The organism is Paracoccus saliphilus, assembly GCF_028553805.1.
Classification (GTDB): domain Bacteria; phylum Pseudomonadota; class Alphaproteobacteria; order Rhodobacterales; family Rhodobacteraceae; genus Paracoccus; species Paracoccus saliphilus.
On record NZ_CP067140.1, the window covers coordinates 2,961,051 to 2,982,254 of the forward strand.

Consider the following 21,204-nt stretch of genomic DNA (forward strand, 5'->3'; position numbering starts at 1 on the left):
TCATGCTTCGCACCTGCCTCGAATGACCGGATTCCACCCATTCATTGTTCAATGCTATATGATCGCCAATCCGGTTCTGCACCAGTGACGAATCGCCGAATTAACTCACTGCATTGCCGTTCAGATAATTGCCGCACACCGGAACTTGGACAACACGGCAAACACCACATTCGAGCTCAGATTGAAACCCATATGAAACCCCGGCAAGCTTCAGGACTGTTACAAGAGGCCTCGTCAGATTATATCATATTGTTTTTAAAATAAAAAATGGTGCCCGGAGGCGGATTCGAACCACCGACACGCGGATTTTCAATCCGCTGCTCTACCAACTGAGCTATCCGGGCCCCTGCGCGTCGTTTTCGACGGCTGGCGTGCAGCGGTGTTTACGGATGGCAGGGGGAACTGTCCAGACCCCTTGGCGAAAATTTCATCGCTTTTCCTCATCCTTGGACGGAACCTCGTCCAGAACCTCGCCGGGAATGGTATAATCACCGCGCAGCCAATGCGCCAGGTCGACATCCGCGCAGCGTTTGGAACAGAACGGGCGATATTTCGGCGTGCTCGGCTTGTTGCAGATCGGGCAGGCCATCAATGTCCTCCGGTCAGCCGGGTCAGGGCAACCCGGTCACGTTTGCGGCTGATCTCATAAAGCCCCATCTTGGTCCAGCCGATCAGGGTCGTTTCAGCACCATCCCCCTTGAAGGCTGCCCCCAGCACCTGATCCAGCACCGCCCGGTCCCGCTTGGGAATGGGCGCGAAATCCACCGCAACCTGGCCACCAAGCCCCCGAAGCCGCAATTGCCGCGGCAAGTCGCGGGCCAGCGCGATATTGGCCTTGAGCGAGGCCGCAGGCGAGGTATCGCGGCCGGTATTCACATCCACCGCGATCAGTGCGCGGGTCGGCTCGATCCAGGCATGGGCGCCCATCGGCAGGACAATCTCGGCGCTCAGCAGCGCATCTATCGCATCGCTGACACCGCAGCGGTCGAAACTGTCCTCGCCTTCCTCTACCGCGTCGGGTTCGGGCTCGGCCCATTCGGTCCAGGCCAGTTCCCACGGGGTCGCCGCATCGAGCAGCAATTCCGGCCCGCCCGCAGTTTCGGCGGTGATCCGGTCGGCAAGATCGATCAGCGGGCCCAATTCTTCGGCGATATCCTCGTGATCGGCATCGGCCGCGGCGCTGCGCAGGATCAAGCCGTGGCTGCGTTCACCCAGCTGTGCCTGCGCCAATTCCACCAGCGCCTCCCGGGTTTCACTGTCGCGGATACGGCGTGAGACATTGATGCCCGGCGCCGCCGGAGTGACCAGCCCGTAGCGGCCACGGAACAAGAGCCGTCCCGATAACGGGATCGCCTTGCCCTCTTCGGCAACACCACTCACCTGCACCAGGATCGGCTGCCCCTCGCTCACCCCCGAGCGTTCCCGCAAGTAGCCGCGCTGACCATCCGGCAGGCGCACGAAAACACCGCCCTGCCCCTTCATCAGCCGCTCGGTCACGCCCCGGCAGATCGCGCCGGGGATCAGGGCCGTCTGCGAACCGGGATCGAGGATCAGGTCGATCAACTGCCCGTCCTGCATCAGCGCGGCGGCCTCGTTGCCGTGAAACTGCCCCAGAACGACTTGCCGCCCTTTCATGGTCTGCCTCCGTGAATGCCAATGGCCGCCAGCATCGCCGCCGTCTCGGAGAGAGGCAGGCCGACGACGGCCGAGAATGAGCCCTGTATCCAGGGAATGAATTCGGCAGCAGCGCCCTGAATCGCATAGGCCCCGGCCTTGCCCTGCCAATCGTCGAAATCGAGATAGCGTTCCAGTGCGGCAGCATCGATTGGCCGCATCCGCACCAATGTCTCGACCTGACGCAACCGCGTGCGGCCGGCATGGCGCAACGCGACGGCGGTCAGCACACGATGCCGGCGCCCCGACATCAGGCGCATGAACTCCGCCGCCTCGTCCCGATCCACTGGCTTGCCCAGAATGCGCCGCCCCACCGAAACCGTGGTATCGGCGGTCAGCGCGGCCTCGTCATCGGCCAGGGGCAGAGCCTCGGCCTTTTGTCGTGCCATCCGCCCGACATAGTCGCGGGGCGATTCGTTCCGGGCTGGGGTTTCATCAATATCGGCGGGCCGCACCTCATCGGGGTGCAACCCGATCTGCGCAAGCAGTTCCAACCTCCGCGGACTGGCCGATCCAAGGATCAGTCGGGGAGGGTGAGGTCTGATCACGACAGATGAACCGGCGCCATCACGCGCGCCGGTCTTACTTGAAGCGGTAATTGATCCGCCCCTTGGTCAGGTCATAGGTATTCATCTCGACCTGCACTTTGTCCCCGGCGAGAACGCGGATGCGGTTCTTCCGCATCTTTCCTGCCATATGCGCGATGATTTCATGGCCGTTTTCAAGCTCGACCCTGAACGTCGCATTGGGCAGGAGTTCCTTCACGACGCCGGGGAATTCGAGCATTTCTTCCTTGGCCATGGTCACTCCGTATTGGTCGCCCCGCAGGATTCGGGACCAACGTTAGATGCGTCCATAGCGCGATGATTTCAAGGGAAAAGCGCCAAGTTGGGCGCAATTCATGGGTTATGCGGCACCAGAAGTCACAGTCTGAACGTTATCTGCGCCGGGATCGGCCTCTGGAACCGCTTCACCGCCGCCTTGAAGGAACTCGTCCGGGGCTGTCAGATCGACCGGTAACGCGGCATCGATCAAATCCGCAAGGGGCATCCCATCCTCATGCACACCCGTCATCGGCATTTGCTGGAGATTGCCGGTGTCACCCGCTACCGGCACGTCCGGATCATGCAGACGCAGTGCGTGACACCCCTCGGCCTCGCCCAGCTTGCCACGGGCAAGCACCTGCCCTCCCGCGAGTTCCAGCGTTGCGTCGGACAGGCTCACGCGCGGCAGGCTCAGCACCTGCCCCTGTTTCAGCGCCCGCAATTCCCGCAGCGTGATCCGGCGGCGACACAGCACTCCGACGACATCGACCGGCACCTCCTGCATCGCCATGGCAAGCGTCTTCGAACCCGCTTCTCCAGACGCAACCGATACCATTTCCATGGGCATCATATCCTGCGCAACCGGGACCGGCAGGTCAGCCATCTTGGGCGGGCAAAGTTTTCCGTCCGACGCGGACAGGTTAGGCAAGGCGAGGAAGATACTCGCTTTCCTGGCAGGCTCATCCCCCAACTCGAACCGGAAAGACAGGCTTCGAAATGGCCGGTCCTCGAGGATCAACGCCAATGGACGAGGCTCTTCCAGATGGGTTGCATAGCGGAAATCGCCGATTCCATTAAAACCATCGAGAGGGGCCAATTCCCGCCCCAGCTCCGCTATCAGGGCATTGGCAAATTCCGCACACATCAATGCATCCGCCCGCGTCAGCTTGCGTGGCGGAACCGGTCGAGCTGTCACGCGAGACAGGGTCTGGATCTCGATCAGCGCCATGACCGTGTCACGGCACAGCGCCATGACACCCATCTCCTCTCCCGCGCCCTGCAGAACGATCAGCAATGCGCCCTCGGGCAGCAATTCCGGCAGTTCGGCCAGCGACGCGCCGTCCAGCGCGACGGAATCCGTCTTCAGCGGCAATTGATAAAGCGTCTCGGCGATACGCCCGATGGCGGTACCGGCGGCCTGTGCAGGCGTCGAGCGCGGCAGCACGGGCAGTAGCGGTGCGCGCCCCAGCTCTGTCTTGCTGCGGTTCCGGGCCCGCAGCAACCGCTGCAGAACTCCCTGGCCGGTTTCGCCTTCCTGCCCGTCCATAACGCCGCCTTGCCCCTTTTTCGCCATGTCGAATCACGTCCCTCGCGGGGGAGGATTGACGAAGAAGGGTTGAGAAATGATTACACCGTCCCTGTTCCGGAAATCGCGGGTGGCCTGGGCGGCAGGGTGATCCGGAAAGCTGCCCCGCCCTGCCCCGGAAGATAGCTGATCTCGCCCCCCAGGACCGCCATGATCTCGCGGCAGATCGCCAGGCCCAGCCCCGCCCCGCCTGCCCGCGCAGGTTCATTGAGCCGCGAGAATTTCTCGAAGATCAGCGATTGGCGGGCGGTGTCGATCCCGGTCCCGTTATCGCCGATATCGATCTGCGGACCGTTCCCTTCGCGACGCAACACGCGAATCGTCAACACCGGGCGCTCGGCATCGCAATATTTGCGGGCATTGCCGATCACGTTGATCAGCACCTGCAGCAACCGGTCGGGATCGGTGATGATCCCCAGATGCTCGGACGGAAGATTGCGGTCTATGGTAAAGGCCCGCTCGGGCCGGGTCGCCGAAGCCGCCGACAGTGCCCGGTCGATCAGGTCGTGCAGATTGGCCGCAGAGATTGTCAGCTGTGCGTTCCCGCTTTCCAGCACCGACAAGTCCAGCAGATCGTCCAGAAGCCGGGTCAGCCGCCCCGCCTCGTCATGGATGATCCCGGCGAAACGGCTGCGTTCTTCATCGGACAGGTCGGGGGCCTTGAGGATCTCGGAGAACGCCCGGACCGAGGTCATCGGGGTGCGCAGCTCGTGGCTGATCTGCCCCAGGAATGCGTCCTTCTGTACCGATAGCGCGGTCAGCTTGTCATTCGCTTCACGCAGCTGCCGAGCGGTGCGCTCCAATTCGTTCGTGGCATTCTCCAACCGTTGCGCCTCTTCCTTGGCGCGTTGGGCCTCGTCTGCGACCTCCATCAGGTCAGAGACGGTCAGCGCCATCCCCCCGGCCACCCGGTCGATCATCGCATGGGCCGTAGCCGCCCCGATCGACCCCGCCAGCCGCCGTTCGAGCCCGGTCAGGAAACCCGGCGTCAGGTCGGGCAGGAATCCGGATTTGCCCTGCGCCGCCGCCTGCGCCTGGAAATAATGCAGCGCCGCATCCGCGCCCCAGACACGCCGGGCCATGGCCAGAAGCGGCTCGGCCCGGTCTTCGGCGCGTGCCATGCGCGAATGGCGGATCGGCTGGACGGTGCTGACGAAGGAAAGCCCCTGAAGGCGCTCAACCGGATCGGGAAAGCCGAAGATCGAGACGGCGATGAAGGCCAATGTGTTCAGCGACAGCGACAGGAAGATCGCGAAAGACAGCGCATCAACGCCCTCGGCCGGCACCGGCGCAGTCCCGATTCCGACCGAGGGTAGGAAGATCATCGCCAACCACAGCGCGAACCCCGTTCCGACCCCCGCATAGGCGCCGATCCGGTTGGCCCCGCGCCACAGCAACCCGCCCAGCATCGCGGGAAGCACCTGCGCCATGCCGGTAAAGGCGACCAGCCCCATCGCCGCCAGCGCGCTCGTGCCACCCGACGCCTGGTGATAGACCCAACCCGCCCCCACCACCGCCAGGATGGCCAGGCGCCTTGCGTTCAGGACGAAACCGCGCAGATCCTCGGGATCGTCGCCTGCCGGGCGGCGGCGCAAAAGCAGCCAAAGCGGCGTCAGCCAATGGTTCGAGATCATCGTCGCCAGCGCGATGGCGCTGACCACGACCATCGAGGTCGCCGCCGAAAAGCCGCCAAGAAAGACCAGCAATGCCAGCAGGTTCTGCCCGGAAGCCTGAGGCAGGGTCAGCATGTAGAGATCGGGATTGGCATCGGCGGGCAGCATCTCGGCCCCCATCACCGCGATGGGCAACACGAAAAGCGACATGGCGAAAAGATAGGCCGGAAAGGCCCAGCCCGCGACATGCAGGCGCTCTTCGTCGGCGGCCTCCACGACCATGACCTGGAACATCCGCGGCAGGGTCAGCACCGCGGCGGCTGAAACGATGGTCAAGGTGGTCCAGCGGTCCGGTCGCAGCAACCACTCCTTCCGTGTGGGGTCCTCGGCTGCGGCAGAGATCCGGGCGACGATATCGGCGGGGCCCTCGGCCAGCCCCCAGACCACGAAGATGCCAAGCGCAAGGAACGCCGCCAGCTTGACCACCGCCTCGAGCGCGATGGCGGTGACAACCCCGTGGTGACGCTCATCCGCCGCGAGGTTGCGAGTGCCGAACAGGATCGAGAACAGCGCCAGCCCGGCTGCCACCCACAGGGCCGTCCCGCCTCCGATTTCCGGGCCGTTCGGGGATTGAGTCGCGAAAACCTCGAAGGACAGGCTGACCGATTGTAGTTGCAGTGCGATATAGGGCGTGGCGGCGATGACGGCGATCAGGGTAATCATCGCCGCCAGCGGGTTCGACTTGCCGAAACGGGCCGAGATCAGGTCGGCGACCGAGGTGACATGATGCATCCGCGCCACCCGCACCAGCCTGCGCAACCCCCACCACGCGCCGGTAAAGACAATGGTCGGGCCAATATAGATGGTGGCAAATTCCAGACCCGAGCGGCTGGCATAGCCAACCGCTCCGTAAAAGGTCCAGGCCGAGCAATAGACCGATAGCGACAGCGTGTAGACCGCCGGATGATCCAGCCACCGCACATGGCCGCGCTGCGCCGCCCGGTCAGCGGCGAAGGCCACGCCGAACATCAGGACGACATAGGCAAGGCATCCCGCGACCAGCGTCTCAAAGGGCATCGGGATCGTTCCAATCTTTGTCGCCGGGACTATCGTCAGCCGCACGCATCGTGGCGGCTTCGGCGCGGATCAGGGCGCGATGCAGGACCCGCACCGCAAGGATCAGCGCCGCCCAGAACCCGAACAGCGCAATCGCCCCGGTCCCGAAGCTGAAAGCGCCCGGCAACCACCAGACCGGCAGCATCATCGCCAGCGCCGCCAGGACCGGCAGCACCCGCGCCGCATCGCCCAAACGGCGGCGGCGGAAAGAGGCGCGCTCCAGGAATAATGGCCGGTCAGGCATGCGCGAACCCTTGTCCTTCGGGGCCGGTGGTTACGGATGGAGACCCGGACCGGGTGCGGCGCGCGGCGGCCGGGCGCGCGCCCCGATGGCAGCCCCCGATAGGTATTTTGACAAAGAAGAAGGGGTGCGCGGTCTCGAAACAGTCGAGGGCACGCAGAGGTCGCGCGCCATGCCCGTGCCATTGTGGTGAATGGTGACCGCTCATCCCAGCATCCGCCTGACCTGCGCGCGCAATTCGTCATTGGCGAAGGGCTTGGCCATCACCGCATCGGCCTGCGCCATCGCCTCTCCGGTCTGTCCCCGCGCGGTCAGCATCAGCACCGGGGTCGCGGCCAGGGCGGCATCGCGATCCGCACGCAGTTCCGAGAGGATCTCGCCCCCCGAGCGATTGGGCAACATCAGATCCAGGATCAGCAGGCGGGGCCGCAGATCGCGGATCGCCTCGATCCCGCCCTCCCCGTCATGATGCAGCGCCAACTGCCAGCCTTCGCGGGTCAGGATGAAGCGCACCGCTTCGGCGATGTTGAGCTCGTCCTCGATCATCAAGATATCCGGCTTCATCAGATAGGTGCCGCCTCCCCCGCAGCCTGCCCTGCCAGTTTGCAGCAACCCGGCCCGCTGTCAAAGCCCTCCGGCGACCCGATGCGGAGAAAGAATCGACGGCTCACGCCGCGCCGGGCAATCCGGGCGCGGACAAATCCGGCAGGAAGCGCCGATCTCGATGACAGGGCCGGAGGAGGCCGGAGCACCCGAGGCGGGCCGGATCAGCATTTGCGCCTGTGTCAGCAGCGGCCCCTCGATCCCCTCAGGCTGGCTTCGCGTGGCATAGCTGATCGTCTCGAATTCACGCCCCTGGGGCACCCGGACCCGTGCGCTGATCGCGGTTTGCGGCGTGGCCAATGCCCGGTAAAGCGGCCAGAGTGGACAGGCATCACCGGGATGCGACAGCGGAAAGCCCGGAGCCGGACGGCGCAAGGTCAGCGTACCCGACCCGTCGCAGACCAGCAGTCCCGCATCCTCGAAGCCCGGTGGACGCAGCGCCGCCAGCCGCCGCATCACGAGATCCAGCGGCGCCCGCAGCCTTGCCGCGATGCGCAGCGGATCGCCCTCTTCCGAGGCTTCGCCCAGTGCCGTATCCGGCAGTGCGGCGCGCTCAGTCTCCATCCGAACCAGGTGATCGCGGGCCAGCGCGCGGGCCGCATCGGAAGCCAGGTCGGCGGCCTCCTCGATCTGGGGCGTACCCGCCGCCATCCATGCCTCGACCTCTTCCTGCGGGGTAAAGATGCCCTCCTCGGTCTCGAAACTGTCGAGATAGGCGACCAGCGCCTGCGCCGTCGTGGACAGGCGCAGACTGTCCTCGGCCAGGTTGGCGTGGAAGCGGTGCCGCCATTCCTCGGGCAATTCGCCCTCTTCGACCAGGATCGAGGCGGTCGAACGCAGCGAGGTCACCGCCGAAAGCACCTCGTGCAGGGTGGTCAGCAGATAGGGATCCTGCGTCATCCGGTCCGACAGGTTCACCAATTGCCGCTCCAGCGCGTCGGCACGGCGGGAGGTGGCGATCAGCGTGCCCGCCCAACCGGGAAAACGGGCAAGGAGTTCGGGCACCTGTTCCAGTTCCGCCGCAGGCTCCCCGCGCGAGGGCGCGCGCGCCGCCGCCTCCCGCAGGGCCGCCATCCGTGCCTCTTCGCGACCCGAGGCAAGTTCCTCGGCCGCAACCTCCAGAACCTCGGCGAGGCGGGCCACCAGGTCTTCGCCCACCGGCCGGCGATTATGTTCGATCAGGTTCAGATAGGCGGGCGATATCCCCGCCGCCCGCGCGATGTCGGCCTGTCGGCGCGACAGGGCAAGGCGCCGTTCGCGAATCCGGGTGCCGGTCAGGATATGGGTGACGCTGCGTGGGCTCATAGCTGCCATGAAACCCGGCAGGCAGTGTTTGCGCAAGCGGATTGGCACGACGATGGGGGCTTTGCCCCCGTCACCCGTTCCGGGTGCCTCCCCCAGGATATTTTCATGAAAAAGAAAGGAGCCCTGGGCACAATCAGGATTACGGGCTAGACCGCGATACCGTGCCGCCCGGCCAGGTCGGTGAAGAATTGCCACGCCACCCGGCCAGAGCGTCCGCCGCGTGTGGCCTGCCATTCCACTGCCTCGGCGCGCAGTTCCTCGGGGGCGATCTTGAGGTCATAGGCGTCGCAATAGCCCTGCACCATGGCCAGGTATTCGTCCTGATTGCAGGGATGGAAGCCGAGCCACAGCCCGAAACGGTCCGACAGCGAGACCTTTTCCTCGACCGCCTCGCCCGGATGGATCGCGCTCGATCTTTCGTTGTCAATCATGTCGCGCGGCATCAGGTGGCGGCGATTCGAGGTCGCATAGAGGATCACGTTGGAGGGCCGTCCGCTGATCCCGCCATCCAACACCGCCTTGAGCGACTTGTATTGCGTATCGTCATGACTGAAGGACAGATCGTCCGAGAACAGCAGGAAGCGACGGTCCTGCGCGCGTCCCAAGATGGCCAGCAACCGCCCGACAGAGTCCAGATCCTCTCGCGCGATCTCGACCAGTACGAGCGGCAGGTCCTGCGCCACCGCCTCGGCATGGACGGCCTTGACCAGCGAAGATTTTCCCATACCGCGCGCGCCCCATAAAAGCGCGTTGTTCGCGCCGTAACCGCGAGCGAATTGCAGCGTATTGGCCAGAAGCGTGTCCTTGGCCCGGTCGATACCGATCAACTGCACCAGATCGACGCGGTTGACGGTCTCGACCGGTTCAAGCCAGTCGGGATCGGGATGCCAGACATAGGCGCTGGCCTCGGTGAAACGCGGCTCGGGATGGGGTTTCGGCGCCAGCCGCTCCAACGCGGCGGCGATGCGTTCCAGCGGCTCGGATGCCTCGGTCATGTCCTTCATTCCTCGTCCTCGACCCATAGCCCCTGCGCTTTCAGATCCGCCTCGCGCTTGCGCTCGATCCGGCGGACAAGCTGGATCGAGACCTCGTAGAGCCCGTAGACCACGACGAACAGGATCACCTGCGAGATCACATCGGGCGGGGTGGCGACGGCGGCCAGCCCCAGGATCGCGACGACCGCATATTTACGGACCGAGCCCAGCCCCTCGGCAGAGACCAGCCCGGCCTTGCCCATCAGCGTGAGCAGCACCGGCAGCTGGAAGCTGAGCCCGAAGGCCAGCAGGAACTTGATCGTCAGGTTGAGATATTCCTGCATCGACCCCTGGAAGGAGATACCCGCGACATCGCGTGTCTCGGTCACCTCGTCGGGGGTGGCGACGACGGGGCCTTGCTGGAAGCCAAGGAAGAAGTCATAGGCCATCGGCAGGATGACGTAATAGGCAAAGCAGGCACCGATCGCGAACATCACCGGCGAGGCGATCAGGAATGGCAGGAAGGCGCCCTTCTCATTGCGGTAGAGTCCGGGCGCGACGAAGCGCCACATCTGGTAGCCGATGATCGGGAAGGCCAGGGCGAAGCCGCCGAAGAACGAGATATTGATAGCGGTGAAGAAGCCTTCCTGCAGCTTGATGATCTGCAACTGGCAGTCCTGCCCGCGCGCATCCAAAGCCGCACAGATCGGTTGCGTCAGGAAATTGTAGATCGGCTGCCAGACGGTATAGCACAGCACCATCATCGCGACGAAGGCCAAGAGCGACCAGATGATACGGGTCCGTAGCTCGGCCAGATGCTCGATCAGCGGAGCCGAGCTGTCTTCTATCTCATCATCCGGTTGAGTGTTCGTGGCCAATTCAGTCGTCTTTCATATCCGACCGGCGCACCGCATGCAGGCGCCGCTTGCCGGTGATTGCCTCATCGGTGGGAGTCTCATCCGCCGAAGGCACCGTCGCTGCCGGGATTTCAGCTTTCGGAGCATCGACCTCTGCCGCAGGCTGTGGTGCGGCAGGATCGGGGCGAGCGGTTTTCGCGGGCTGCGACGGGTCCCATTTCTCGAATCGTTCGGTGGCGCGGTCCAGCGCGTCCAACCCGAGCGATTTCTTCGAGGTCAGCGACTTCACATCCTTGATCGAATTCGTCGCCTCATCGATGCCCGAGCTTTTCGCCGCATCCTCCATCGCCGAGGTGAATTCGCGCGCCATGCCGCGCGCCCGGGCGGTGAACCGCCCTAGCGAATGGAACAGATGCGGCAGATCCTTGGGGCCGACCACGATCAACGCGACCACCCCGATCAGCAGAAGCTCGCTCCAGCCGATGTCCAACATGGCTGTGCCCTTCCGCGATCAGCTACGGCCGTTGCTGTCTGGCGTCACGTCCCGCGCCTTTTCGCCGGGCGCGTCCTTTTCCGTGTCGTCAGCGGCTTGCTCGATCTCTTCGGTTTCGTCCTTCACGCCGCGTTTGAAGGCGGTGATCCCCTTGCCGACCTCGCCCATCAGGGACGAGATCTTGCCGCGCCCGAACAGAACCAGCACGACGACCGCGATCAGAAGAAGGCCGGGAAGGCCGATATTGTTCAGCATTGCAAACTCCCTTGTGCGGGGCTCGACGCCCGCGCGCCACATTTAGGGTCTCTCGCGGCGGAATGCAAAGCCCGAATGCGTGAACTGGTACCCAGAATATCGCGTTTCAGGATGATCCGGGCCAGCCCAGTCTCTGACATGTCCCTGGGACAGGGGCGCGTCCAGTCGGCGAGTTCCGGGATATTTGCATGACAAAGCAGGATCATGACATTTCCGATCCGCTGCGACATGCCCTTGCCTCGCAGCTGGCTGTTCTGGCAAAACCCGCATATCAGTCTCTGCGCCAATCCCTTGGAAAGAGTGGCGAAGGTAAACAACAATCGAACCGGACAAGCAGGGAGAGTGGCCATGAGCGAATCTGATACCCGGATAAAAGCCTATTTCAGCGAGCCGAAGCCATGGCAGGAAGAATTGGCAGCCCTGCGGGCGATCCTTCGCGACACCCCGTTGACGGAGGAATTCAAATGGCGCTCGCCCTGCTATACCTTTGGCAAGGCCAATGTCGTTACCCTCTGGCGCCTCAAGAATTGCTGTGCGCTGGCGTTTTTCAAGGGCGTCCTGCTGAAGGACCAGGAGGGCATCCTCATCGCGCCCGGCGAGAATTCGCAGTCGATGCGCAAGGTGGAATTCTCGAATATCGCCGATATCGCCGGGCTGCAGACGATCCTGAAGGAATATATCGGCGAGGCCATCGAGGTGGAGAAGGCCGGTCTGAAGGTGGAGTTCAGGAAAGACGCCCCCGAACTTCCCGAAGAGCTGATCGACAGGCTGGACGAGGATGCCGAGTTCAGGACCGCTTTCGAAGCCCTGACGCCAGGACGGCAAAGGGGATATGTGCTGCATTTCTCGCAGGCCAGACAGGCCGCGACCCGAATATCGAGGATCGAGAAATGCGCGCCGAGAATTCTGGAGGGCAAGGGACTGCACGATCGTTGAATGCGCGGCAGATTCGAATGCCGCATTCCGGCCATTCGTTATTGCCGCGGAAGCGCTTGTGGGGCACTCTCAAGGCGAAGCACTGGAAACGATCCGAACTCACGGGGGATTTTGCGATGCGGCTGTGGGCCCTGATCCCGCTCTTTCTGCCGATCTCCGCCGATGCATTCACGGCACGCAATGGTATGACGGCAACGCAAATCGGCCCGACCGAGATCGCGGTCGCCCATGAGGTACGGCGGGACGCTACCGATTACTGGTGTGCCGCAGGCGATTTCGCCCGGCAGGTCTTGGGACAGCCGGGCAAGACCCGTATCTGGCGGGCCACGCCCAAGCCGCGCGAGGCAGGAAGAGGTATCGTCTTCACGCTCGATCCTGCACGCAAGGCCGAAGGAGCGGGAGTGTCCCAATTCGGCTCGGGGCCGCGGGACGGGTCCCTGTCGGTCGGAATGGCTGTGTCAAATTTCTGCCGCCTGCGCATTCCGTTCTGGGTGGACTGACCAGCAGCGTTTCCACCCATTTTGTTGCGCTCTCAGAACAGGCTCAACTGGTCCCCTGCCCGTGGCGGCGGACCGAATCGGCTGCAATCGAGCGGCGGACTGCCTTCCCGATAGCCCAGCCTTTTCCGTGCCAGACGAAAGCGCTGTTTCGCCAGTTCCGCCTCTGCCCCTGCACCCCTGAAGCGATGCCCGAAGCGTGGATCATTGTCCCGCCCGCCGCGCATCGCCTGAACCCGGTTCATGACATGCGCAGCCATGCCCGGCCGGTTCCTCTCCAGCCAGTCGCGGAAAAGCGGGGCGACCTCATGCGGCAGGCGCAACGGGATCATGCTGGCCGTGCTGGCCCCCGCCTCGCGCGCGGCTGTCAGGATCGCCTCGATCTCGGGCTCGGTCAGCACCGGAATCACTGGCGCGACCATGACCCGGACCGGCACCCCGGCCTTCGACAACTCACCGATCATCTGCAGCCGTGTCTGCGGCGTGGGGGCTCGCGGCTCCAGCGATCGCGCCAGCTTGGCATCCAGCGTCGTCACGCTGATCCCGACCGCCGCTTGGTCTTTCGCCGCCATCTCGGCCCAGAGATCGAGATCGCGTAACACGGTCCGACCACGGGTCACCAGCGTCAGGGGATGGTTCCAGTCCCGCAGCACCCGCAATATCCCCGGCATGATCGCCAGCTTTGCCTCAACAGGTTGATACGGATCGGTATTCGTTCCCAACGCGATCGGCGCCACCCGATAGGACGGGCGTGCGATCTCTCGCTCCAGCAGACGGGCGGCTTCCGGCTTGGCGGTGATCTTCGTCTCGAAATCCAGGCCCGGCGACAGGCCCAGATAGGAATGGCTGGGCCGGGCATAGCAATAGATGCAACCATGTTCACAGCCACGATACGGGTTGATCGAACGGTCGAAACCGATATCCGGGGAATTGTTCCGCGTGATGATCGAACGCGGCTTTTCCGTCACCACCTCGGTCTTCAGAAGATGGCTGTCTTCAGGAATATCCCAGCCATCGGATTCACGTATCCTCTGATATGGCTCGAAACGGCCATCGGGCCGCGATTCGGCACCGCGAGCCTTGAGTGTTTCATCTGGATTACGAGGCGGCAACATGAGGCCAAGAATAGAACATAAAGAGAACATACGCCAGTGATTCTTGTCGTCACGCTCTCCGCCTCGCGATCATCCAGCCAACGATCTGTTCGATCAGGACAGGAAACGCCCTGTTGTGACCAGGGTTTTCACCAGGCGGCGGTCACTCCGGCTCGGCGTTGAAAACAAACAGCGTCTCACCGCCGATCTCGTAGCCGTCGATCAGTTCCTTTGCCCTGTCCGAGGTCAGCCAATCTTCCAGCTTTACCGCCAGATCATGCTTTACGTGATCGTGCTTTTCGGGGTTCACCGGCAGATAGGCATATTGGTTGAACAATTCCGGGTCACCGGAATAGAGCAGTTCCAGGTCGGCCTTGTTGCCGAAATTCAACCAGCTTGCCCGGTCCGAAAGGATATAGGCATTCATCCCCGCCGCCGTGTTCAGCGCAGCGCCCATGCCGCTGCCCACGGCGTTATACCAGCCACCAAAACCTTCGGCATCAAGATCGGCAGCCTTCCACAGGCTCAGCTCCTTCTTGTGGGTGCCGCTATCGTCGCCGCGGCTGACGAAATCCACCTCGGCCGACGCAATATCCTGCAAGGCTTCGATGGCGCTTTCATCGTCGGCAATACCAGCGGGGTCATCGCCGGGACCGATGAAGACAAAATCGTTATACATGATCTCGCGCCGATGCATACCGAACCCCTCCTCGACGAACCTGTCCTCGGCGGCGCGCGAATGCACCAGGACCGCATCGACATCCCCGGCCTCGCCCAGCTTGATCGCCTGCCCGGTGCCGACCACCAGCAGTTGAACCTCGAGATCAAGGTCCTTCCGGATTTCAGGCAGCAGGACCTCTGCCAGGCCTGAATTATGGAACGAGGTTGTCACCGCCATCTTCATATCGTCGGCCTGCACGGCCGTTCCAATCATCAGGGCAACCAGGCCCAGCACGAGCTTGCGTATCATTCGACGAAATCCTCCTTTATCATGTTCACGGCCAAGACGTTGCGGCCTGTTGTAGCGTGGATCGGTTTCACAGTCTTTTCGCGGCTTCCTTGACGAAAGGATTCAGCCCCTCACCGCCCGCATCAACATATTGCAGCAATTGGGTGCGCATTTCGGGCCCCCAGAAATCCTTCAGGTGATCGGCGATCTTGTCTGCGGCATCTCCGGGCTGGGTGCTGAAGAACAGGGCGATCTGGTTGGTCATCATGACCAGTTTTTCAGGCGACATGGCGAAACTCGGCCTCCAATCGTTCGGGATGGGAAAATAGATCGAATCCTCCGCCGCGAGCAAAGCCCGCGACCGTGACCCCTGCCCCTTCGGCAAGGCGCAGGGCGTGCAACGTGGGGGCCGAGACGGCGATCAGGATTGCGCAACCGGCCATGGCGCATTTCTGCACCATTTCTACCGAGACGCGACTGGTCAGCACGAACGCGCCCTGCCCAGGGTCCAACCCCTGGCGCGCCATCGCTCCGACAAGCTTGTCCAGGGCGTTGTGTCGACCAACATCCTCGCGGGCGAGGATCATGCCTCGATCCGGCATCAGGAAGCCAGCCGCATGAACGCCGTGGGTGCGGTCATGCAGGGGCTGCCATTCGCATAACCGATCGGTGGCAGAGGCAACCTCCCCGATGGACGGAGCTGGCCCCCGCCCATGCAGGACCGGCAATGGACGAATAGCCTGCTCCAGGCTGTCGATCCCGCAAAGGCCGCAGCCGACCGGACCGGCCAAACTCCGGCGACGGGCGCTCAGTGCTTCGGCTCGGGGTCCGGTCAACCACATCTGCGCCTCAATCCCTCTGGCATGGGCAACAATCTCGCATGCGGCAATCTGCTCGGGATGTGCCACGATCCCTTCGGTCAGCGAAAAACCGATCGCGAAATCCTCGATATCGGCTGGAGAGGCCATCATCACCGCATGGGTGGTGCCGTCATAGACCATCGCGACCGGAGTTTCCTCGGGTAAGGTCCGGCGGGCGGTAACTTGACCGCCCGCCCGGACATGAGTCGCCGGCACCGTTCCGGAGGATTCCCCGCGTTTCATCGCATCACTCCGCCGCCGGCAGGATGCGGCGCGACTGTTCGGCCTGCCGGTTATAGCTTTCCTGCCATTCCGAAGGCCCGTTCGATGGGCTGACCTGCACGGCAGTGACCTTGTATTCGGGACAGTTCGTCGCCCAGTCCGAGAAATCGGTGGTGACCACATTGGCTTGCGTCTCGGGGTGGTGGAAGGTGGTATAGACGACGCCCGCCGCCACCCGCTCTGTCAGTGTCGCGCGCAATGTCGTCTCGCCCGCGCGCGAGGCCAGCCGCACCCAATCGCCCTCCTTGACGCCGCGTTGTTCGGCATCATGTGGATGAATCTCCAGGATATCCTCGGAATGCCAGGCGGAATTTTCGGTGCGCCTCGTCTGCGCGCCGACATTATATTGCGACAGGATCCGACCCGTGGTCAGTAACAGCGGAAAGCGCGGGCCGGTGCGTTCATCGGTGACGATATATTCTGTCACCATGAAATGCCCCTTGCCCGACATGAAGCCATCGACATGCATCATCGGCGTGCCCTCGGGCGCCGCCTCGTTGCAGGGCCACTGAACCGAGCCCTTTTCTTCGAGCAGTTCGAAGCTGACACCGGCGAAGCTGGGCGTGGTCGCAGCGATCTCGTCCATGATCTGGCTGGGGTGGGTATAGTGCCAGCCCGCCCCCATCGCGTTGGCCAACATCTGCGTCACCTCCCAATCCTCGTGGCCGTTCTTCGGTGCCATCACCTTGCGGACGGGATTGATGCGCCGTTCTGCATTGGTGAAGGTGCCATCCTTTTCCAGGAAGGTAGAGCCCGGCAGGAAGACATGGGCGTAATTGGCCGTCTCGTTCAGGAACAGGTCATGGACGATCACGCATTCCATCGCCGCCAGCCCCGCCGCGACGTGATGGGTGTCCGGATCGGATTGCAGGATATCCTCGCCCTGACAATAAAGCCCCTTGAACGTTCCATCCACGGCGGCATCCAGCATGTTGGGAATGCGCAGACCCGGCTCCGGATCGATCTCGACGCCCCATGCCTGCTCGAAAATCTCGCGGACATCGGGCAGCTTGACATGGCGATAGCCCGGCAGTTCATGCGGGAAAGACCCCATGTCGCAAGAGCCCTGCACGTTGTTCTGGCCCCGCAGCGGGTTCACGCCCACGCCTTCGCGCCCGACATTGCCGGTCAGCATGGCCAGGTTGGCGATGCCCATGACCGTGGTCGAGCCCTGACTGTGTTCAGTCACACCGAGGCCGTAATAGATAGCACCATTGCCTCCCGTCGCGTAAAGCCGCGCCGCCGCACGCAGATCGGCGGCGGGAACGCCGGTCAGCATCTCGATCGCTTCCGGCGCGTGGCGCGGGTCGCTGACAAATTCGGCATAATGCTGGAACTCGTCCCAATCGCAACGCTCGCGGATGAAATCCTCGTCATGCAGCCCCTCGGTCACGATCACATGCGCCATGGCGGTGACAATCGCGACATTGGTGCCCGGACGCAGCGGCAGGTGATGGCTCGCCTCGATATGGGTAGATCGCACCATGTCGATCCGGCGCGGGTCCACCACGATCACTTTCGCCCCCTGCCGCACGCGCTTTTTCATCCGCGAGGCAAAGACCGGATGCGCATCGGTCGGGTTCGCCCCGATGATCATGATCACATCCGATTGCATCACGCTGTCAAAATCCTGCGTGCCAGCAGAGGTGCCATAGGTCTTGCCCAAACCGTATCCGGTTGGCGAATGGCAGACACGGGCGCAGGTATCGGTGTTGTTGTTCATGAACACGGCGCGCGCCAGCTTCTGCACCAGGTATGTTTCCTCGTTGGTGCAGCGGCTCGAGGTGATCACGCCGACAGATTTGCGGCCGTATTTCTCTTGCAGCCCGCGCATCTTCGCGGCGGCAAATGCCAGCGCCTCGTCCCAATCGACCTCGCGCCACGGTTCCTCGATGGTCTCGCGGATCATCGGTTTCAGGATGCGGTCCTTGTGATGGGCATAGCCATAGGCGAAGCGGCCCTTGACGCAGCTATGGCCCCGGTTCGCCTTGCCGTGCTTATAGGGCACCATGCGCACCAGCTCGTCGCCATTCAGCTCTGCCTTGAAATTGCAGCCTACCCCGCAATAGGCGCAGGTGGTGACGACAGAGCGCTCGGGCGTGCCCAGCTCGATCACCGATTTCTCCTGCAGCGTGGCGGTCGGGCAGGCCTGGACGCAGGCACCGCAACTGACGCAATCCGAGGCCATGAAATCGTCGCCCGCAGCCCCGGCGCTGACCCGGCTGCCAAAGCCGCGCCCCTCGATGGTCAGTGCGAAAGTGCCCTGCACCTCTTCGCAGGCGCGCACGCAGCGCGAACAGACGATACATTTCGAGGGGTCATAGGTGAAATAGGGATTGCTCTCGTCCTTGGGGATATAGCTGGCATTCGGCCCGGCCCCGTCGCGCTGTGCAAAGTGATTGGCCAGCCCGCCATTCTCGGGCGCCTTGTAGCGCACATCGCGCAATCCCACGGCCCCGGCCATGTCTTGCAATTCGCAGTCGCCATTGGCCGCGCAGGTCAGACAGTCGAGCGGGTGATCGCTGATATACAGTTCCATCACGCCCTTGCGCATCCGGCGCAGTTTCTCGTTCTGGGTATGCACGACCATACCCTCGGCCACCGGCGTGGTGCAGGAGGCGGGCGTGCCGCGCCGCCCCTCGATCTCGACGACGCAAAGCCGGCACGAGCCGAAAGCCTCGACGCTGTCGGTGGCGCAAAGCTTGGGCACCTGAATCCCTGCCTCGGCGCAGGCGCGCATCACGGATGTGCCCTCGGGAACGGTAATCGGGAAACCATCGACGGTCAGCGAGACCGGAGCGCCGGTCCGGGCCGGGGTGCCCATGTCGCGGTCGTCACCGGGCGGAAATGCGGGAATGATGAAATCCTTCATTCGGCGGCCTCCTTATGGCAGGCAAAATCGTCGGGAAAATGGGTCAGTGCGGACATCACCGGCAGGGGCGTAAAGCCCCCGAGCGCGCAGAGGGAGCCGTCCTTCATGGTCTCGCAAAGATCGGTCAGTAGTTCCGTCGCGGCCATGTCGCCTTCGGCGATACGATCAAGCGTCTCGACTCCGCGTACGGCACCGATCCGGCAGGGCGTGCATTTGCCGCAGCTTTCGACGGCGCAGAACTCCATCGCGAAACGGGCCAGGCGCAGCATGTCGGCGCTGTCGTCGAACACCACCAGCCCGGCATGGCCGATCAGCCCGCCATTTTGGTCGAATTCTTCGTAACCCGTCGGCGTGTCGAACTTGTCGGCAGGCATGTAAGCGCCCAGAGGCCCGCCCACCTGCACCGCCTTGACCGGGCGACCGGATGCGGTGCCCCCGCCGATCTCGTTGACGATCTCGCCCAGGGTCACGCCGAACGCGGTTTCGAACAGCCCGCCATAGCGAACGTTTCCGGCAATCTGCAGGGTCACGGTCCCACGCGACCGACCGATACCGAGATCGGCATAATTCTGCGCGCCCTTCTCGAAGATCACCGGCACCGTAGCGAGGCTGATGACATTGTTCACCACGGTCGGCCTGCCGAGGAACCCCTCCAGCGCGGGAAGTGGTGGCTTGGCTCGGACCACACCGCGCTTGCCTTCGAGACTGTTGAGCAACGAGGTTTCCTCGCCGCAGACATAGGCACCGGCCCCTGTGCGGATTTCCATGTCGAACGCCTTGCCCGAGCCCAGCACATCCAGCCCCAGCACACCGTTCTGCCGGGCAATCCTGACGGCTTCGTTCATGACCCGGATCGCGTCGGGATATTCCGAGCGTAGGTAGACATAGCCCTTCGTGGCACCGACCCCGAGACCGGCAATCGCCATCCCCTCGATCAGGGTAAAGGGATCGCCCTCCATGATCATCCGGTCGGCGAATGTGCCGCTGTCGCCCTCATCGGCATTGCAGACAATGTATTTCTGGGGCGCATCGGCCTCCATCACCGTCTTCCACTTGATACCGGTGGGAAAGCCTGCCCCGCCACGGCCACGCAACCCGCTTTCGGTGACTTCCGTGATGATATCCGGTTGCGGCATTGCGGCGGCACGGCGCAGACCGGCCAACCCGCCATGGGCCCGGTAATCGTCCAGATCCAGCGGGTCGATCACGCCGCAACGGGCAAAGGTCAGCCGGGTCTGGCGGGCGAAGAAAGGAATTTCCTCGACCGGGCCGAGACTGTCCAGCTTGCCGTCCAGCAAAGCAGGCACATCCTCGGGCGTCACCGGGCCATAGCCGATCCGGCCCTGTCCCTGATCGATCTCGACCAGCGGCTCAAGCCAGATCATCCCGCGCGTGCCATTGCGGATGATCCAGGCCTCTATCCCGCGCGCCCTGGCCTCGGCTGCAATCGCATCGGCCACCTCGTCGGCACCAAGCGCCTTGGCGGCGCTGTCCATGGGAACATAGATCTTCATGCGCCCGCCTCGCTCAGCAGCTTGTCCATGCGGGCGTCGTCCACGCGACCGACAACCCGGTCATCCAGCATTGCGGCCGGGGCGCATGCGCAAAGACCGAGACAATAGACAGGCTCGATCGTCACGGCACCGTTTTGGGTCGTGTCGTGCCAGCCGATGCCCAGTTTGCTCAACGTGGATTCCGCCAGCGTATTGGAACCCATGGACTGGCAGGCCTCTGCCCGGCAGATCCTGAGCACATGCCGGCCGGCAGGTGCATCGCGGAAATCATGGTAAAAACTGATGACACCGTGGACCTCGGCACGCCCGAGATTCAACACATCGGCCAGGACCGGAACGGCAACCTGCGGCACATGTCCGTAGCTGTCCTGCAACGCGTGCAGCATCGGCAGAAGAGGCCCTTCCAGAGAGGCAAGCGGCGCAACAATGGCGCGGATATCCTCTTCGGTTGGCGCTGGCACATTTACTTGCATGGCTGGCCTTTCGAATTTGCCTATAATGCAAGAAAAGCGACTCATCCATGTGAAATCAATATCGATGTTTCGTTAATTGATAGAAATTATCTATTAAGACTGAGGAACTTGCCGAGACTTTCTTCAACGCTTCACGCAGCGCTGACCGGCAGATCATGGGTCTTTTCCCTCCTCAAAAAGACGATCATCGCCTGTTCAATGGCCGCCGCGACGGGCGGACATGTCCGGATAAAGTTGAAGGATGTGCTGGAAAACGAGCCCGACCGTCTGGCCTGCTCGAATGCCGAAAAACGGGCCCGGGCCCGTCAGATCATCGAGGGTCCGGGGCCAGAGATTGCAACCCCGTACGATGCCCGCGAGGCCTTGTTCTGAAAGGCGGCGGCCAAGTCGAATACCGATCCGGTCGCGGGACGATCCGGATAGTTTGCGGGTTACGCCGAACAGGATCTGCCTGCGTTTCTACAAT

Annotated in this window: 23 protein-coding genes and 1 tRNA gene; 3 read left to right on the forward strand and 21 right to left on the reverse strand. The window is 63.1% G+C overall.

Annotated elements, in window-relative coordinates; genetic code table 11:
- Positions 1 to 268: 268 nt before the first annotated feature.
- From JHX88_RS14290 to tatA, 14 genes are all read right to left on the reverse strand, one after another.
- Positions 269 to 344: transfer RNA gene (locus JHX88_RS14290), tRNA-Phe, on the reverse strand.
- 83 nt (positions 345 to 427) lie between these two features.
- Complete coding sequence (locus JHX88_RS14295) at positions 428 to 589, reverse strand: DNA gyrase inhibitor YacG (protein WP_076528914.1); 162 nt, start codon at positions 587 to 589, stop codon at positions 428 to 430.
- Positions 589 to 1,635, reverse strand: coding sequence for a ribonuclease E/G (locus JHX88_RS14300; protein WP_076528911.1), 1,047 nt, complete (start codon positions 1,633 to 1,635; stop codon positions 589 to 591). Before JHX88_RS14300 ends, JHX88_RS14295 begins: the two co-directional genes overlap by 1 nt.
- Positions 1,632 to 2,222 (reverse strand): Maf family protein, encoded by a 591-nt coding sequence (locus JHX88_RS14305; protein WP_084203338.1) that lies wholly within the window; start codon positions 2,220 to 2,222, stop codon positions 1,632 to 1,634. Before JHX88_RS14305 ends, JHX88_RS14300 begins: the two co-directional genes overlap by 4 nt.
- Before the next feature lie 34 nt (positions 2,223 to 2,256).
- Positions 2,257 to 2,475: a translation initiation factor IF-1 gene (gene infA, locus JHX88_RS14310; RefSeq protein ID WP_010397442.1), complete on the reverse strand. Its 219-nt coding sequence runs from the start codon at positions 2,473 to 2,475 to the stop codon at positions 2,257 to 2,259.
- Between the two features lie 105 nt (positions 2,476 to 2,580).
- On the reverse strand, positions 2,581 to 3,792 hold the full coding sequence (locus JHX88_RS14315; RefSeq protein ID WP_084203337.1) for a FliM/FliN family flagellar motor C-terminal domain-containing protein: 1,212 nt from the start codon (positions 3,790 to 3,792) through the stop codon (positions 2,581 to 2,583).
- A 53-nt stretch (positions 3,793 to 3,845) separates the two neighbouring features.
- Positions 3,846 to 6,494 (reverse strand): ATP-binding protein, encoded by a 2,649-nt coding sequence (locus tag JHX88_RS14320; protein ID WP_076528907.1) that lies wholly within the window; start codon positions 6,492 to 6,494, stop codon positions 3,846 to 3,848.
- On the reverse strand, positions 6,484 to 6,777 hold the full coding sequence (locus JHX88_RS14325; protein ID WP_076528905.1) for a hypothetical protein: 294 nt from the start codon (positions 6,775 to 6,777) through the stop codon (positions 6,484 to 6,486). The genes JHX88_RS14320 and JHX88_RS14325 overlap by 11 nt, the downstream gene beginning before the upstream one ends.
- Before the next feature lie 201 nt (positions 6,778 to 6,978).
- Positions 6,979 to 7,338: a response regulator transcription factor gene (locus JHX88_RS14330; RefSeq protein WP_076528903.1), complete on the reverse strand. Its 360-nt coding sequence runs from the start codon at positions 7,336 to 7,338 to the stop codon at positions 6,979 to 6,981.
- A 60-nt stretch (positions 7,339 to 7,398) separates the two neighbouring features.
- Complete coding sequence (locus tag JHX88_RS14335) at positions 7,399 to 8,691, reverse strand: helix-turn-helix transcriptional regulator (protein ID WP_084203336.1); 1,293 nt, start codon at positions 8,689 to 8,691, stop codon at positions 7,399 to 7,401.
- 137 nt (positions 8,692 to 8,828) lie between these two features.
- Positions 8,829 to 9,686 carry an ATP-binding protein gene (locus JHX88_RS14340; RefSeq protein ID WP_419182343.1) on the reverse strand — a complete coding sequence of 286 codons (858 nt, stop codon included), beginning with the start codon at positions 9,684 to 9,686 and terminating at the stop codon, positions 8,829 to 8,831.
- Positions 9,683 to 10,534, reverse strand: coding sequence for a twin-arginine translocase subunit TatC (tatC, locus tag JHX88_RS14345; protein WP_076528900.1), 852 nt, complete (start codon positions 10,532 to 10,534; stop codon positions 9,683 to 9,685). The genes JHX88_RS14340 and tatC overlap by 4 nt, the downstream gene beginning before the upstream one ends.
- A gap of 1 nt (position 10,535) precedes the next feature.
- Positions 10,536 to 11,006 (reverse strand): Sec-independent protein translocase protein TatB, encoded by a 471-nt coding sequence (tatB, locus tag JHX88_RS14350; protein WP_076528899.1) that lies wholly within the window; start codon positions 11,004 to 11,006, stop codon positions 10,536 to 10,538.
- A gap of 18 nt (positions 11,007 to 11,024) precedes the next feature.
- Positions 11,025 to 11,261 carry a twin-arginine translocase TatA/TatE family subunit gene (gene tatA / locus JHX88_RS14355; RefSeq protein WP_076528897.1) on the reverse strand — a complete coding sequence of 79 codons (237 nt, stop codon included), beginning with the start codon at positions 11,259 to 11,261 and terminating at the stop codon, positions 11,025 to 11,027.
- A 348-nt stretch (positions 11,262 to 11,609) separates the two neighbouring features.
- Here tatA and JHX88_RS14360 point away from each other — a divergent pair, with 348 nt between their 5' ends.
- Together JHX88_RS14360 and JHX88_RS14365 are read left to right on the forward strand one after the other, a co-directional pair.
- Positions 11,610 to 12,197, forward strand: a complete 588-nt coding sequence (locus JHX88_RS14360) for a YdeI/OmpD-associated family protein (protein ID WP_076528896.1) — start codon at positions 11,610 to 11,612, stop codon at positions 12,195 to 12,197.
- Between the two features lie 116 nt (positions 12,198 to 12,313).
- Positions 12,314 to 12,697 (forward strand): hypothetical protein, encoded by a 384-nt coding sequence (locus JHX88_RS14365; RefSeq protein WP_076528894.1) that lies wholly within the window; start codon positions 12,314 to 12,316, stop codon positions 12,695 to 12,697.
- Positions 12,698 to 12,729: 32 nt separating this feature from the next.
- Here the strand turns inward: JHX88_RS14365 and JHX88_RS14370 are convergent, their stop codons facing one another.
- From JHX88_RS14370 to JHX88_RS14400, 7 genes are all read right to left on the reverse strand, one after another.
- Complete coding sequence (locus tag JHX88_RS14370) at positions 12,730 to 13,839, reverse strand: PA0069 family radical SAM protein (protein WP_272848038.1); 1,110 nt, start codon at positions 13,837 to 13,839, stop codon at positions 12,730 to 12,732.
- Between the two features lie 112 nt (positions 13,840 to 13,951).
- Positions 13,952 to 14,758 (reverse strand): ABC transporter substrate-binding protein, encoded by an 807-nt coding sequence (locus JHX88_RS14375; RefSeq protein WP_084203335.1) that lies wholly within the window; start codon positions 14,756 to 14,758, stop codon positions 13,952 to 13,954.
- 67 nt (positions 14,759 to 14,825) lie between these two features.
- Positions 14,826 to 15,026 (reverse strand): formate dehydrogenase subunit delta, encoded by a 201-nt coding sequence (locus JHX88_RS14380; RefSeq protein WP_076528892.1) that lies wholly within the window; start codon positions 15,024 to 15,026, stop codon positions 14,826 to 14,828.
- Entirely contained in the window at positions 15,016 to 15,840 is an 825-nt protein-coding gene (gene fdhD, locus JHX88_RS14385) for a formate dehydrogenase accessory sulfurtransferase FdhD (RefSeq protein ID WP_076528891.1), read from the reverse strand. The genes JHX88_RS14380 and fdhD overlap by 11 nt, the downstream gene beginning before the upstream one ends.
- 4 nt (positions 15,841 to 15,844) lie before the next feature.
- Entirely contained in the window at positions 15,845 to 18,751 is a 2,907-nt protein-coding gene (gene fdhF, locus JHX88_RS14390; RefSeq protein WP_076528889.1) for a formate dehydrogenase subunit alpha, read from the reverse strand.
- Complete coding sequence (locus JHX88_RS14395; protein WP_076528887.1) at positions 18,748 to 20,265, reverse strand: formate dehydrogenase beta subunit; 1,518 nt, start codon at positions 20,263 to 20,265, stop codon at positions 18,748 to 18,750. Before JHX88_RS14395 ends, fdhF begins: the two co-directional genes overlap by 4 nt.
- The gene (locus JHX88_RS14400) at positions 20,262 to 20,738 is read right to left on the reverse strand and encodes a formate dehydrogenase subunit gamma (RefSeq protein ID WP_076528885.1); all 477 of its coding nucleotides are present in this window, start codon (positions 20,736 to 20,738) and stop codon (positions 20,262 to 20,264) included. The genes JHX88_RS14395 and JHX88_RS14400 overlap by 4 nt, the downstream gene beginning before the upstream one ends.
- Here JHX88_RS14400 and JHX88_RS14405 point away from each other — a divergent pair.
- Positions 20,733 to 21,110 (forward strand): 3-keto-5-aminohexanoate cleavage protein, encoded by a 378-nt coding sequence (locus JHX88_RS14405; RefSeq protein ID WP_272848039.1) that lies wholly within the window; start codon positions 20,733 to 20,735, stop codon positions 21,108 to 21,110. The two genes, JHX88_RS14400 and JHX88_RS14405, sit on opposite strands and share 6 nt — an antisense overlap.
- Positions 21,111 to 21,204 lie beyond the last annotated feature (94 nt).

Coding starts and splice junctions, on each gene's coding strand:
- JHX88_RS14295 (WP_076528914.1), bottom strand. CDS start 589: ATGGCCTGCCCGATCTGCAACAAGCCGAGCACGCCGAAATATCGCCCG.
- JHX88_RS14300 (WP_076528911.1), bottom strand. CDS start 1,635: ATGAAAGGGCGGCAAGTCGTTCTGGGGCAGTTTCACGGCAACGAGGCC.
- infA (WP_010397442.1), bottom strand. CDS start 2,475: ATGGCCAAGGAAGAAATGCTCGAATTCCCCGGCGTCGTGAAGGAACTC.
- JHX88_RS14315 (WP_084203337.1), bottom strand. CDS start 3,792: ATGGCGAAAAAGGGGCAAGGCGGCGTTATGGACGGGCAGGAAGGCGAA.
- JHX88_RS14320 (WP_076528907.1), bottom strand. CDS start 6,494: ATGCCCTTTGAGACGCTGGTCGCGGGATGCCTTGCCTATGTCGTCCTG.
- JHX88_RS14325 (WP_076528905.1), bottom strand. CDS start 6,777: ATGCCTGACCGGCCATTATTCCTGGAGCGCGCCTCTTTCCGCCGCCGC.
- JHX88_RS14330 (WP_076528903.1), bottom strand. CDS start 7,338: ATGAAGCCGGATATCTTGATGATCGAGGACGAGCTCAACATCGCCGAA.
- JHX88_RS14335 (WP_084203336.1), bottom strand. CDS start 8,691: ATGGCAGCTATGAGCCCACGCAGCGTCACCCATATCCTGACCGGCACC.
- JHX88_RS14340 (WP_419182343.1), bottom strand. CDS start 9,686: ATGAAGGACATGACCGAGGCATCCGAGCCGCTGGAACGCATCGCCGCC.
- tatB (WP_076528899.1), bottom strand. CDS start 11,006: ATGTTGGACATCGGCTGGAGCGAGCTTCTGCTGATCGGGGTGGTCGCG.
- tatA (WP_076528897.1), bottom strand. CDS start 11,261: ATGCTGAACAATATCGGCCTTCCCGGCCTTCTTCTGATCGCGGTCGTC.
- JHX88_RS14360 (WP_076528896.1), top strand. CDS start 11,610: ATGAGCGAATCTGATACCCGGATAAAAGCCTATTTCAGCGAGCCGAAG.
- JHX88_RS14365 (WP_076528894.1), top strand. CDS start 12,314: ATGCGGCTGTGGGCCCTGATCCCGCTCTTTCTGCCGATCTCCGCCGAT.
- JHX88_RS14370 (WP_272848038.1), bottom strand. CDS start 13,839: ATGTTCTCTTTATGTTCTATTCTTGGCCTCATGTTGCCGCCTCGTAAT.
- JHX88_RS14375 (WP_084203335.1), bottom strand. CDS start 14,758: ATGATACGCAAGCTCGTGCTGGGCCTGGTTGCCCTGATGATTGGAACG.
- JHX88_RS14380 (WP_076528892.1), bottom strand. CDS start 15,026: ATGTCGCCTGAAAAACTGGTCATGATGACCAACCAGATCGCCCTGTTC.
- fdhD (WP_076528891.1), bottom strand. CDS start 15,840: ATGAAACGCGGGGAATCCTCCGGAACGGTGCCGGCGACTCATGTCCGG.
- fdhF (WP_076528889.1), bottom strand. CDS start 18,751: ATGAAGGATTTCATCATTCCCGCATTTCCGCCCGGTGACGACCGCGAC.
- JHX88_RS14395 (WP_076528887.1), bottom strand. CDS start 20,265: ATGAAGATCTATGTTCCCATGGACAGCGCCGCCAAGGCGCTTGGTGCC.
- JHX88_RS14400 (WP_076528885.1), bottom strand. CDS start 20,738: ATGCAAGTAAATGTGCCAGCGCCAACCGAAGAGGATATCCGCGCCATT.